General features: G+C 44.3%; 13 protein-coding genes and 1 other RNA gene. All 14 read right to left on the reverse strand.

The window, feature by feature from the left end; genetic code table 11:
• Positions 1-312: 312 nt before the first annotated feature.
• The 14 genes from ACFWMP_RS30995 to rpoE all read right to left on the reverse strand — a co-directional run bounded on the left by ACFWMP_RS30995 (position 313) and on the right by rpoE (position 13191).
• Positions 313-570 carry a pro-sigmaK processing inhibitor BofA family protein gene (locus tag ACFWMP_RS30995; protein ID WP_371915754.1) on the reverse strand — a complete coding sequence of 86 codons (258 nt, stop codon included), beginning with the start codon at positions 568-570 and terminating at the stop codon, positions 313-315.
• 43 nt (positions 571-613) lie between these two features.
• Positions 614-865 carry a DUF2508 family protein gene (locus ACFWMP_RS31000; RefSeq protein WP_052404100.1) on the reverse strand — a complete coding sequence of 84 codons (252 nt, stop codon included), beginning with the start codon at positions 863-865 and terminating at the stop codon, positions 614-616.
• A 136-nt stretch (positions 866-1001) separates the two neighbouring features.
• Positions 1002-1601: a recombination mediator RecR gene (recR, locus tag ACFWMP_RS31005; protein ID WP_042123249.1), complete on the reverse strand. Its 600-nt coding sequence runs from the start codon at positions 1599-1601 to the stop codon at positions 1002-1004.
• A gap of 39 nt (positions 1602-1640) precedes the next feature.
• Positions 1641-1952: a YbaB/EbfC family nucleoid-associated protein gene (locus ACFWMP_RS31010; RefSeq protein ID WP_042183982.1), complete on the reverse strand. Its 312-nt coding sequence runs from the start codon at positions 1950-1952 to the stop codon at positions 1641-1643.
• A 47-nt stretch (positions 1953-1999) separates the two neighbouring features.
• Positions 2000-3775, reverse strand: a complete 1776-nt coding sequence (dnaX, locus tag ACFWMP_RS31015) for a DNA polymerase III subunit gamma/tau (protein WP_379426133.1) — start codon at positions 3773-3775, stop codon at positions 2000-2002.
• A gap of 137 nt (positions 3776-3912) precedes the next feature.
• Positions 3913-4181, reverse strand: an RNA gene (gene ffs / locus ACFWMP_RS31020) — signal recognition particle sRNA large type.
• A gap of 116 nt (positions 4182-4297) precedes the next feature.
• Positions 4298-4495, reverse strand: a complete 198-nt coding sequence (gene rpmE / locus ACFWMP_RS31025; RefSeq protein WP_042123239.1) for a 50S ribosomal protein L31 — start codon at positions 4493-4495, stop codon at positions 4298-4300.
• Positions 4496-4626: 131 nt separating this feature from the next.
• On the reverse strand, positions 4627-5904 hold the full coding sequence (locus tag ACFWMP_RS31030) for a radical SAM family protein (protein ID WP_042183978.1): 1278 nt from the start codon (positions 5902-5904) through the stop codon (positions 4627-4629).
• Between the two features lie 25 nt (positions 5905-5929).
• Positions 5930-7282: a transcription termination factor Rho gene (gene rho / locus ACFWMP_RS31035; RefSeq protein WP_042123234.1), complete on the reverse strand. Its 1353-nt coding sequence runs from the start codon at positions 7280-7282 to the stop codon at positions 5930-5932.
• Between the two features lie 163 nt (positions 7283-7445).
• Positions 7446-8699, reverse strand: a complete 1254-nt coding sequence (locus ACFWMP_RS31040; RefSeq protein ID WP_379426136.1) for a UDP-N-acetylglucosamine 1-carboxyvinyltransferase — start codon at positions 8697-8699, stop codon at positions 7446-7448.
• A 187-nt stretch (positions 8700-8886) separates the two neighbouring features.
• Positions 8887-9741 carry a class II fructose-1,6-bisphosphate aldolase gene (gene fba, locus ACFWMP_RS31045; RefSeq protein WP_036679934.1) on the reverse strand — a complete coding sequence of 285 codons (855 nt, stop codon included), beginning with the start codon at positions 9739-9741 and terminating at the stop codon, positions 8887-8889.
• Between the two features lie 208 nt (positions 9742-9949).
• On the reverse strand, positions 9950-10336 hold the full coding sequence (locus ACFWMP_RS31050; protein WP_042123230.1) for a response regulator: 387 nt from the start codon (positions 10334-10336) through the stop codon (positions 9950-9952).
• Positions 10337-10705: 369 nt separating this feature from the next.
• On the reverse strand, positions 10706-12313 hold the full coding sequence (locus ACFWMP_RS31055; RefSeq protein ID WP_042183974.1) for a CTP synthase: 1608 nt from the start codon (positions 12311-12313) through the stop codon (positions 10706-10708).
• 326 nt (positions 12314-12639) lie between these two features.
• Positions 12640-13191, reverse strand: a complete 552-nt coding sequence (gene rpoE / locus ACFWMP_RS31060) for a DNA-directed RNA polymerase subunit delta (protein WP_042183972.1) — start codon at positions 13189-13191, stop codon at positions 12640-12642.
• Positions 13192-13514: the final 323 nt, after the last annotated feature.

Raw genomic sequence — 13514 nt, forward strand, 5'->3', positions numbered from 1 at the left:
TCTCCAATTAGTATTGAAAAGAGCGATATGCTCATTTTGAAACATCTGACGAGAAAATTAATTCTCTAATTTTGGATTTCACTTTCGTGATTTCCCACTCACTCGTTGTTCAGTTTTCAAAGATCAATGTCTCATCTTTCGTTGTCGTTGCTTGTCAGCAGCGACCTTTATAATATATCACAGCACCTTTGTTTTCGTCAAGCGTTTTTTTAATTTCTTTTTTTCGCTTACCGTTTCAGCAAGTTGTTAATCAACATCTTGTCCAAAGGGGCGAGACTTAATGTATCATATTTTTCAAACTCACGTCAAGCATTAAAACAAAATAATTCTTAATCCTATTAACATTACTACGCCTGGAAGGCCAAGAACCGTTACTGCGCCTATGGTTGCGGGATTCAAGGGAATATGAACTTGTGTGATTAAACCCGAGAAATTCACTACATATATCGCGAGCGCAGCCAGTACCAAATGAGCTCCGAACAGACTAAGCCATCCAAAGCCAAGTTTTTTTCGGAATACAATTACACTCAACAACACAACCGATATGACTAGTACTCCTATAGCTAACATTCTTAGCATGTTGATCCCTCCTATATTTCCTTTTGACTAGCGCCTACATCTGACTGCTATTTAATCCAATGCTCTTTGCATGTTTGAGATGTATCTGATACTTGCGCTCTGCTGCCTCTAAAATATAAATAGCATAATCAATTTGATCTTGACCCAACGCTTCATCAAACATTAGGTACGCTCTCTCCCACTCAGATTGCGCCTTACGAACCTCCAGCAACGTTTCCCAGCCCTCCGTATCTTTTCTACCCTGTTCTTCATCTGCTCCCCGCCACAATGAGGTCCACCATCCCATTACTCATTCCTCCTCAGAATAATTTCGATGCAAAATTACATCTCGTTATTCTCATTCATATCGGGATAGGGACAAACTTAGAACAAAAAAAGGAGGCCCAGGGGGCCTCCTTTTGAAAAACACGACTTTAGAGCTACTAGAATAGCTCACGACGACCTTCCAACGCTTTGGACAAGGTAACCTCGTCGGCATATTCAAGATCGCCACCAACAGGCAAGCCATGGGCTATTCTGGTGATTTTAATCTCAAAAGGCCGAACTAAACGAGAAATATACATCGCCGTTGCCTCACCCTCAATGTTGGGGTTAGTCGCCATGATAAGCTCACTCACTCTTTCATCACTCAAACGAGTCAATAATTCCTTCAAGCGAATATCATCAGGGCCTATACCTTCCATAGGTGAAATCGCACCCTGAAGAACGTGATAATACCCATTAAACTCTTTGGTTCGTTCTATTGCCACCAAATCCTTGGAGTCTTGGATCACACAGATTACTGAAGGATCTCTAGTTTTGTCCTGACATATCTTACACGGGTCCGTATCCGTAATATTACAGCAGACGGAGCAATAATGAAGATTACGCTTGACACTTACTAGCGCTTTAGCAAAATCAATGACGTCATCCTCTTTCATGTTAAGCACATGAAAAGCTAACCGGGCGGCTGTCTTCGGCCCAATCCCGGGCAAGCGCGTAAAAGCATCGATCAGCTTGGCTAGCGGTTCGGGATAATACAAATTAATAATTCTCCTTTAGACGAAAGTGGAGTGAGTGAATTAGAACAAGCCTGGGATCTTCATTCCACCAGTAAATTTACCCATATCATTGTTCGCAAGGTCTTCAGCTTGAGTCAAAGCATCATTAACTGCAGTGATTACCAAATCCTGTAGCATTTCAACATCTTCCGGATCAACAGCTTCTGGCTTGATTTGGATAGAAAGCAACTTTTTGTGGCCATTAACTTGAACTGTAACTACACCGCCACCTGATGAGCCTTCAATTACCTTGCCACCTAGTTCTTCTTGAGCTTTAAGCATTTGCTCCTGCATTTTCTTAACTTGCTTCATCATTTGGTTCATATTATTCATACATCATCTCTCCTTTGGAATGCGCAATTTGCGCTAGTATGCTTACATTACTCTTTTATGACAACAAGGTCTTCTCCAAAAAGCTGGATAGCCTCATCAATCCAAGGTTCAGATTTCGCATCTGCAGTATCATGTTCATGCTCTAGCCGCAACTCTTCCTTGCTAGGCTGTCCCACTGACTTCTGAGCGGCTTCGTTCCAATCGCGCTGCATTATAGTTACCAGTCTATAAGGTTTACCAAGACGCGCTGCAAACACATTCTCAATGACCTGTCTGTTTGCTGGCTTCTCCGTTGTATCACGATGAATCGTGTTCTTAAACGCAACAAGCACAGCATCGTCCATTACAGATACAGGTTCTCCGTCTACAAACCACGCATGAACCGTTACCTTCTCCTCTTTTACCCCTTGCAAGACAAGACTCCACTGTTTGTAGATAGCTGCAAAATCAGGACTATCCTTACCAGCAATAAACTTATCAACATTTGGAGGCATTTTGGAGGTTGCAGAGATTCTAGGCGCAGAACTTGGAGTCGGATTCGATTTCGCAGAAGAGGCACCATCTCGCCCACCTCCGGAAATACCACCGGCCTGCAATGCCTGCTCCAGCTTTTTCTCCAGCGCAGTAATCTGTCTCTTGAGCAGATCCAGTTCACCAGAGTGGACTACAGGAGCATTCACCCCTGACCCAGCCTGTAATGCACCTAACGGAGCAGCTGATGCGGTCTCACTTTCCTCTTGCTGCAAGCTACAAAGCTTCATCAGCGCGACTTCAAACAAAGTCTGTGGATGAGTAGCATATTTCATTTCACCCAGGTACTTATTAAGTGTATCTACGATCTGAAACAGACGATCCCGGGAAAATGCGGTGGCCATATCTTTAAACTCGGCGGGATTAAGCACTCGCTCCGTCAGTTGATCGGCCCCAGGTACCATCTTAATCATCAATAAATCACGGAAATAATACATAAGATTCTCTAGACATTTATCAGCACTCTTACCTTCATGCATAAGCTGTTCAACAAGCTCCAGCAGAAGACCCATATCACCTTCCAATATGGCAGTGGCAAGACGTGCAAATTGCTCAGAGGGTATCCCTCCGGTCATCCCCAGGACTTGTTCGTACGTAACTTTGCCATCTGTAAAAGATGAAATCTGATCCAGCAAACTCACTGCATCGCGCATACCTCCATCAGAAAGGCGGGCAATATACTGCAATGCGTTAACATCAGCTGTAATCCCTTCCTTCTCACAGATAGCACTTAGATGTGCTGTCTGCTCTTCCAAAGCTACTCTGCGGAAGTCAAAACGCTGACAACGAGAAATGATCGTCGCTGGCAATTTATGAGGTTCCGTAGTCGCAAGGATGAACATTGCATGTGACGGCGGTTCTTCCAATGTCTTTAATAGCGCATTAAATGCTTCTGTTGTCAGCATATGCACTTCATCAATAATATACACTTTACGGCGCACCTCGGTAGGTGCATATTTCACCTTGTCCCGGAGGTCGCGAATCTCTTCTACGCCCCGGTTAGATGCCGCGTCTATTTCCTGCACATCCATCACATTACCCGCAGTGATTCGCAAGCAGGAAGGACACTCGTTGCAAGGCTCCGGACCTGGCCCACGTTCACAATTGACCGCTTTCGCTAAGACTTTAGCAGCACTTGTCTTACCAGTTCCCCGCGGACCACTGAACAGATAGGCATGCGAAACCCGCTGTTCACGAATTGCGTTCTGCAGCGTTTGGATAATGTGCTGTTGTCCAACCATGTCTTGAAACGACTGCGGCCGCCAAGCACGGTACAGCGCGATATGTTCCACTATGCATTACCCTCTCTTAGGCTGCCTCTTTCCCGGCATTTGTCGCAAATTTATTATACTATATTCATCGGCTATTGACCAAAAACAAAAAGCATCTTTGCTTGTGGCAAAGATGCTGTTATAAACAGAATTATAAACCGTGCACCTGTTATTGATGACTACGATCCAAGCGGCAACCCTACATGACTGCTCGGGCTAGGCCACCCTCCGGCACAAGAGTAAACTTACTTATGGCTGCTTCCTTCCGGACCTGACCAGGTTCATAAGCACTCATTGCGGAGGACCCAACCGTCAACACAGCCCGTAGGAACCAAGGCCTCACATCGATAGCACCTCTAACAGGAATTCAACCTCGCTACAGCGGATTGCGAGTTACAGGGCACCGCTACCTCCCCGTCTAGCACGGCGAAGATAAGTATAGCTCACGCTCGGACAAAAATCAACTCCAAGACATAAAATGAGCCCCCAGCGAGAAAGCTGGGAGCTCGATCTAACCATTAAGCCGCTAAGCGGCTATTCCAATTAGATACCGTATTTCTTCTTGAATTTATCAACGCGACCGCCGGCATCCAGGAACTTCTGCTTGCCAGTGAAGAAAGGATGGCAGCTGGAGCAAATTTCAACACGAAGCTCTTGTTTAACAGAGCCAGCTTCGAAAGAGTTGCCACATGCGCAGGTTACCTTAGTTAAGTTATACTTTGGTTGAATTGCTGCTTGCATTTTGAATTTCACCTCTCATGCCCTAAGCCTCATGCGGACCCAGAGTTATATGATTACACTGTGGTATTTTAGCACGAAAAATTCAATTGATCAATATGTTTCATTGGTAATTCATTGGTACATTTAATCTATTAAATGTTGAGTTGCCGTTGCTTTACCCGAGCCATATTTGCTGGTGGTACATGTGTGTAAGAACCAATAACAACATCCGGCAATTCGTCCCGGAAAATTTCCAGCATTGTCTTCATGCCGAGAATTTCACCCTTAGCAGGAGGAATTAACTCCAGATAACTCTCTGGATCAATGTTCAGATTACGCATCTGAATAAGCTTCAGATCCGTACGTCTTACAAACTCCACCATCGCCTCAATCTCTTCTTCGCGATCAGTTACTCCAGGGAAAATCAGATAGTTGATCGATGTGTAAACACCTTGCGAGGCAGCATATTTCAAAGACTTCTCTACATTAGCCAATGTGTAGCCACGTGGTTTGTAATAAGCATTGTAATGATCATCTAGAGCACTAATCGTGCTGACACGCATCAAATCCAGCCCAGCATCGACGATTCCACGAATATGATCGCTTAAGCCAGCATTGGTGTTGATATTAATGTAGCCCATGTCAGTAATCGAGCGCACTTCACGGATTGCTTCTATAATAAGTTTTGCCTGCGTAGAAGGCTCACCTTCACAGCCTTGTCCAAAACTGATAATCGATTCAGGCGTCTTCAAGTGCTCCAACATAACTTGTGAAATTTCATTAACCGTTGGTCGGAAATTCATACGAGTCTGCGGAGACACAAAACCACTATCATCAGGTTGCTCAGAAATACAGCCAAAACATCCAGCATTACATGAATAAGAGACAGGCACACCGCCCTCCCAGCGCCCTAAGAAGGTGTTGGAGGAAGTCAGGCATTCATAACCAAGCGCACAGTTAGAAAGATGCTCATAGAGACGGTTATCAGGATATTTGGCAGTCAACTCGCCAACACTTACCTCAAGATCCTGTTTATCACAGTTCAGTGGGTTCCACTTCTCCGGATTATCGGTTGGATCTGCCGCAACATAGAACCCGCCATCCTTCCACACTACAGCCGAATACCCAAACAGAGGAAGCTTGTAAGACTTATCTGTCTTTACATACCCAGGAAGACACAAGCGAGTATAGCCCTGAGGCAGCAGCGCGCCTACAGCCTGTGAGCCATCCGGCAACGCCATCATTTCACCTGTCTCAGGATCCATACCCACAGCCCGCGTACTAGGCAAGCCCACAAGAGTAGCGCCTTCAGGCAGCGGTATCAACTCTTCCTCCAACATTTCAACGATCATATCTCCACTACGGGCTAACCCGTACAGTTCTGGATGATCATATACGTTTCCTTGCCCGTCGGCATATACCAAATACATGTTAGTCTCCTCTTATTATCAATTCTCAAGTTGTAGGCACTGAAGAAGTCTTTGCCCGTGTTGTGCGACGAGCAGCCGTACCACTGTTGGAAGTTCCTCCGCTACTCGCAGTTCCATTTGGCGATTGTTTAGCTCCCGCAACGTCAAATGATGCTAAGAATTCAGCATTAGTCTTTGTATCACGCAGCTTTTTGATGAATCCCTCCACAAAATCGTAGGATTCATTCATATTTTTGCGAATCGCCCAGATCGTATCAAGCTCTTCTTTGCTCAAGAGCACTTCTTCACGACGTGTACCTGAACGACGAATATCAATAGCAGGGAATATACGGCGTTCCGCCAATTTGCGGTCCAAATGAAGCTCCATATTACCAGTACCCTTAAACTCTTCATAAATAATATCATCCATACGTGATCCGGTATCAATTAAAGCAGTTGCTAAAATAGTCAGTGAACCGCCCTCTTCTACATTCCGTGCAGAGCCAAAAAACCGTTTCGGCCGATGAAAGGCTGCTGGGTCGATCCCCCCACTAAGCGTGCGCCCAGATGGTGGAACCACAAGATTATACGCACGTGCAAGACGGGTAATGCTATCTAAAAGAATAACTACATCCTTCTTGTGCTCAACTAAACGAAGAGCTCTTTGCAACACAAGTTCGGCCACTTTAATATGATTCTCTGGAAGCTCATCAAACGTCGATGCAACCACTTCGCCTTTTACTGAACGCTGCATATCAGTTACTTCTTCGGGACGCTCATCTATTAGCAATACAAAGAGTTCAATCTCAGGATTATTAGTGGAAATACTATTGGCAATTTCTTTCAAGAGGAGCGTTTTTCCTGCTTTAGGAGGTGCTACAATCAAACCCCGCTGCCCCAAACCTACAGGAGCGAGCAAATCCATTATTCGGGTAGACAAATGAGTAGGGGATGTTTCAAGCGGTAGCTTGTCTTGCGGATAAAGTGGTGTTAATGCTGGAAAATGTAGTCGCTCCGCTGCGCTAGCAGGGTTCTCGCCATTAACGGCATTGACTTGAAGCAGGCCAAAATATCGTTCATTTTCTTTCGGCGTCCGGCATTTCCCAGATACAAGATCTCCGCTTCTGAGATCAAACTTTCGAATTTGTGAGGCTGAGATATAAATATCTTCAGCGCTAGGCAAATAGTTAATCGGCCTTAGAAATCCATAGCCCTCGGGTAGAATTTCCAGTACGCCTTCCATAAACATAAGACCGCTTTGCTCTGCCTGTGCCCGAAGGATCGCAAAGATCAGTTCCCGTTTCTTCAGCTGTCCGTAATAAGGGATCTGGTATTTCTTGGCCAGCTTATACAACTCGGTCAGCTTCATTTCTTCCAAATCGGAAATTTGAAGATCCATGTAATAACCACCTATTCAATTTTTAAATGAGTTCGCCCTAGTCTATCTACTAGGCAAAATGATGAGTCTATTAAAATGCCCATTAGGATATTAATACCCAATTTGGAAGGATATATGCGGTAAATAAGCAAATAAACCTCCTTCCAAACGGGATATCCTAATTTTATTCGTTCTCACGCCAAACATGAGCACCAAGTTGTCGAAGGTTGCTCACTAAATTATCATAACCACGGTCAATATATTCTACGCCGGTCACCTCGGTGATCCCATCCCCTACTGTCAATCCAGCAATGACAAGAGCAGCGCCTGCCCGTAAATCGGTCGCTTTCACCTTTGCAGCGTTAAGCTTACCACCCTCAATAATTGCAGAACGGCCTTCAACGCGTATTTTCGCGCCCATTCGTACCAATTCTGGCACATGTTTAAAACGGTTGCTGTAGACGAAATCGCTAAGCACACTAACGCCTTCCGCCTGTGTCAACATACTTGTCATAGGAGATTGTAAATCTGTAGGAAAGCCAGGATAGGTCAACGCTTTGACATCTGCGTGCTCATAATTAGCTCTACCTATAACGCGAATACTTTCGTCAAGCTCTTCAATCTCAACGCCCATCTCTAAAAGCTTGGCCGTTAAAGCTTCCAAGTGCTTAGGAATAACGTTATCTATCAACACATTACCACGCGTAGCCGCAGCGGCAATCATATAAGTTCCTGCTTGAATCCGATCGGGAATAATGGAGTGACGGCAACCGTGCATCTCCGATACCCCTTCGATTCTGATGGTTTCTGTACCAGCGCCTTTAATAACAGCGCCCATAGAGTTCAATAGGGTTGCTACATCTATAATCTCAGGCTCTTTAGCCGCATTTTCAATAATTGTGGAGCCTTTGGCACGTGAAGCCGCCAGCATGATGTTAATAGTGGCACCTACGCTTGATACGTCTAGATAAATCTTCGCACCGCGTAGCTCTTTAGCATATAAGTGGATAGAACCATGTTCGTTGGTAACTGTTGCTCCCAGTGCCTCGAATCCTTTGATATGCTGATCGATTGGACGAGGTTCGAAGTTACAACCACCGGGAAGACCTATTGTCGCTTCTTTGAATCTTCCAAGTAGAGCTCCCATCATATAATACGAAGCTCGAAGTTTCTTAACCGGACCATTAGGCATAGGTATAGATACAATACGCGAAGGATCAATTTTCATCTGGTTGCCTGACCAAGATACACTTGCGCCAAGCTCTTGCAAGATTTCGGAGTAAACGGCTACATCACTAAGGGACGGTAAATTATCAAGAACAACTTCAGATTCGGCCAAAATCGCCGCAGGAATAAGTGCAATAGCACTATTCTTTGCTCCACTGATGGTTACAACGCCCTCTAGCGGACGTCCACCGCCAATCATTAATTTTTCCATAGATTTATCAATTTCCCCCTACGTGTATTGCAGCTGTGTGGGCAATACGTGCTGTGGACTTTTAGTGATGAAAATGGAAAGACACCGGCTAAGCGGTGTGCTTTCCTCATCAAACTATTCAACTGGGCAGAGCTACACCCTGCCCTTTACAAATTGCTTGTCCACCTGTGGCGGAAGCTAACAATGATTAGGCTTTGTTGTTGGATCCAAATTCGCGGATTTTTCCGATAACGGTTTCTTTGATCGCATCGCGACCTGGTGCGATGAATGTACGTGGATCGTAAGCATCAGGTTTAGCAGCTAGAACTTCGCGAACAACTTTTGCGAACACGATTTGGTTCTCAGTGTTTACGTTGATTTTGGAAGTACCCAAGGAGATAGCTTTCTTGATGTCATGTTCAGGAATACCTGTACCACCATGAAGAACCATTGGGATGTTAGTAGCGTCGCGGATTTCTTCCATTTCTTTAAATCCGAGGTTAGGCTCGCCATGGTAAGGTCCATGAACGGAACCTAGTGCAGGAGCCAAAGTGTCGATACCTGTTTCTTTAACAATACGTACGCACTCATCAAGCTTAGCATACATGATGCCGCCGATAACGTCGTCTTCTTGTCCACCAACAGTACCTACTTCTGCTTCTACAGAAACACCTTTAGCGTGAGCATATTCAACGACTTTTTTAGTCATATCAATGTTCTCATCGATTGGGTGGTGGGAACCGTCGATCATTACGGATGTAAATCCAGCATCAATTGCTGCTTTACATTTATCAAAGCTAGATCCATGGTCAAGGTGGATCGCTACAGGAACTGTGATATTCATATCGATAATTAGACCTTCTACCATTTTAACAACAGTAGTGAAGCCGCCCATGTGACGTGCTGCGCCTTCGGATACACCAAGGATTACTGGTGATTTCTCTTGTTCAGCGGCACCAAGAATAGCTTGTGTCCACTCCAAGTTGTTAATGTTGTACTGACCTACTGCGTATTTTCCTTCAAGTGCTTTGTTCAACATGTCTGTCATAGATACTAATGGCATGGTTTCATCCTCCTAAGAATGTTGGTTGGCTATGTTTTTAAACCGACATCACATACAGGCTTATTATAACACATCCTGAGTCAAATACTAAATAGGATAAACAAAAAAATGTCCCGGTGGGACGATTTTTATCCAGCCCGTATAGCATTTGCACTCAAACTGTTTATAATCACCATAACCAAATAGAATCGATACAGAAAATATCACTTTAACTGCATTGATCTACAGACTTATTATGAAGATGCATATTGACCGCTACCCGCATTTCATCGATGTCAAATGGCTTTGTGAAATGCATCAATGCGCCTAGCTTGGTTGCTTCCTTAATCATATCCAGCTCCCCATAAGCGGTCATCATTATGACCTTAATGGATGGATTTAGTTCCTTCAGATGCTTCAGAATCTCGAGTCCATCCATTCCCGGTATTTTCATATCGAGCAAAACCAAGTCAGGAGACTCACTGCGAACAATGTCTAAGGCCAATTTTCCGTTAGCTGCTTGAAATGTCGTATATCCTTCGCTATTGAACACTTCCATAAGAAGAATCCGAATCCCATTCTGATCATCGACAATTAACACTTTCTTTTTTTCCATATAATACCCTCCCAGAGATTAAGCCAGATTGACTATACCGCGCTCTCCACAGCTAACGGCCCCTTCAGAAACTAACCCATACGAAACCTATTATTCGTGCTTCACTGCTCAAATCCTGCTAATTGGATAAAATGGGTAAATAAAGAGTCTGAATTACAGTGATGTCATTTACGGAGCTCTTCAAAATGGACAAACAGGCATAAACACCTTCGGCGTCCCTATAAGGACGGTAAGCGTTTAAGCGAAAAATATTAGACATAAAGAATAGATGAACAACTTATACTTTCGAATAGTTAAAAAAAAGAGCCTCCTATGGGAGGCTCTTCAGGTTTGATACAGAACCCGCAGGTTCCGATTATATTTACAAAATTACTGCTGTTCGGAATGAGTCAAAGAAGCTTTGACGAAATCACGGAACAACGGTTGTGGACGGTTCGGACGTGAAGTGAATTCCGGATGGAATTGAACCGACAAGAACCAAGGATGTCCCGGAAGCTCTACGATCTCAACTAAACGGCCATCTGGAGAGGTTCCGGAAATAACCAGACCTGCTTTTTCAATCTCATCACGGTACGTATTGTTGAACTCATACCGGTGACGGTGACGCTCATAAACCAGTTCATCATCGTAGCAAGACATTGCCAGGGAACCCTCAGCAATCTTACAAGGATACAAGCCAAGACGCATAGTACCGCCCATATCTTCAATATCCTTCTGCTCAGGAAGCAGATCGATCAGTGGATATGGTGTGTTCGGATCGATTTCGGAGCTATTCGCACCTTGTAGACCTAGAACAGAACGGCCATATTCGATTACGGAAACTTGCATACCTAAGCAAATTCCGAAGAAAGGTATCAATTTCTCACGGGCATAACGAATCGCGGAGATTTTACCTTCAATTCCCCGATCACCGAAACCACCAGGAACAAGAATACCACCAATACCACGCAGCATTTCGTCCACGTTCTCATCCGTAATTTCCTCTGCATTCACCCAGCGAATCTTAACCTCTGCATTAGCAGCAAAGCCTGCGTGTGAAAGTGATTCAACAACGCTCAAATAAGCGTCATGCAGGGCTACGTACTTGCCAACAATCGCAATTTCCACTGTTTTTTCAAGCTTCTGAATCCGTTCAAGCATACTTTCCCATTCACGCATATCTGGTGCAGGTGTTGTAAGCTTCAAATGATTAACAACAATCTCGTCCAATCCTTCATCACGAAGATTCAATGGAACTTCATACAACGTTGAAGCATCGCGGCATTCCACAACAGCATTAGCATCAATATCGCAAAAGAGTGCGATCTTCGCTTTCATATCTGCGGAAAGCTCATATTCCGTACGGCACACGATGACATTCGGTTGAATACCGATACTGCGCAGCTCTTTAACACTGTGTTGTGTCGGCTTTGTCTTCACTTCTCCAGCAGCCTTGATATAAGGAATCAAGGTTACGTGGATATACATCACATTTTCCCGTCCGATATCACTCTTGATCTGACGAATGGCTTCCAGGAACGGAAGACTTTCAATATCACCTACGGTTCCACCAATCTCTGTTATTACAACATCAGAGTTGGTCTCGCGGCCTGCACGGAACACGCGTTCTTTGATCTCATTCGTAATGTGTGGGATAACTTGTACAGTTCCGCCCAAATACTCTCCACGACGTTCCTTGCTGATTACAGATGAATAGATCTTACCTGTCGTCACATTGTTGTTCTTTGACAGATTAATATCAATAAACCGTTCATAGTGTCCAAGGTCAAGGTCAGTCTCCGCACCGTCATCGGTTACGAATACTTCACCGTGCTGATAAGGACTCATCGTTCCAGGGTCTACGTTAAGATACGGATCAAATTTCTGAATCGTTACCTTTAGACCTCTGTTTTTGAGCAGCCTGCCCAGCGAAGCGGCGGTAATGCCCTTGCCCAGGGAAGACACAACGCCACCCGTTACAAAAATATACTTTGTCACTGTAAAACCCTCCTAAATAAAGTCCAGACATAAAAGCGGCGCATGGTGTTTATCGTAACCCGTTTTACTATCATCAAAACAGGGGAAATCAAAAGTTTGATTCACCGGGGAAAACATAAAACGTTGTCCCGCAAATCACATAAAACTACAGCTACTTTGCATCTAAAAAAACAAAAAAGTGACACCCGTAGAACCGGGGCACTTTTTATTTTAAGAAACGCGTTTATTAACTTACATGATAAGCCCATGCAATAGTTTACTCTGACGTTCCCCCACTGTCAAGGGAGGAATTATACCATCAGCAAGACTCTTTGAAATTATTTATCTTACTTGTCAGCTTCTGCATCGTCTTCATCTGAGTCATCTTCTGCATCGTCTTCATCTGAGTCATCTTCGTCTATGTCATCTTCATCGATCACGACATCTTCGTCAACTTCTTCTTCGCTGTCGTCGTCGGAATAGAGGTCGTCGCGATCTTCGTCGATAGCGTCGAAATCCTCTTCTTCAGCAGCGTAGTTTTCTTCTTCTTCAGCAAAGTCGTCATCTTCCAAATCATCGTCTTCATCGTTGATGATACGCACGCGTTTGGTGTTACCAACCGGATCATCAGAGCGCTCTAGAGGATACCAGCGTTTCAATCCCCAAAGGTTGGTTCCGACACAGGCAAAACGCCCATCAATGTTAATCTCGGTATATAACTGGGCAATAGTATCTTGGCTTTGTTGATCGGTCATGCCGCGCAACTTGGCTACCTCGACCATCAGATCACGGTAATAATACGGTGTATTGGCTGCCTTAAGCACTAGAAAGGCCAAATCCACCATCGGCATTTCTTTAACTTTCTCAGGGTCTAGCTTTAAATTGAGTGGCGTACTCACTAAAGGACACTTCCTCTCACGCATTGTTCACATTACGGTTTATTTCAATAATATCCATTAACAAAACTAAGTAAAACCTATTTGACAACAAATTGCAAGTCAAAAGCGGTAACAGCTGACAGAAAGAGCCTTCAGGCTGTTATCCATAGCAGAAACCTGTCTCCATCTTGAAGAAGGATAAGCCCATAACATATGTACCCGTGTGAAACTTATAATTCCTTTTAAATAAAAAAAGGCGGAGGAAACCCTCCGCGCATGACTGTATCCACGCCAAGGATCGGCTCCTTACGTGATGTTACAAAGAGAGTGTTAATCTCTTCTGT

Origin of the sequence: Paenibacillus sp. NPDC058367, from assembly GCF_042723305.1 — a bacterium.
Classification (GTDB): Bacteria; Bacillota; Bacilli; order Paenibacillales; family Paenibacillaceae; genus Paenibacillus_AQ.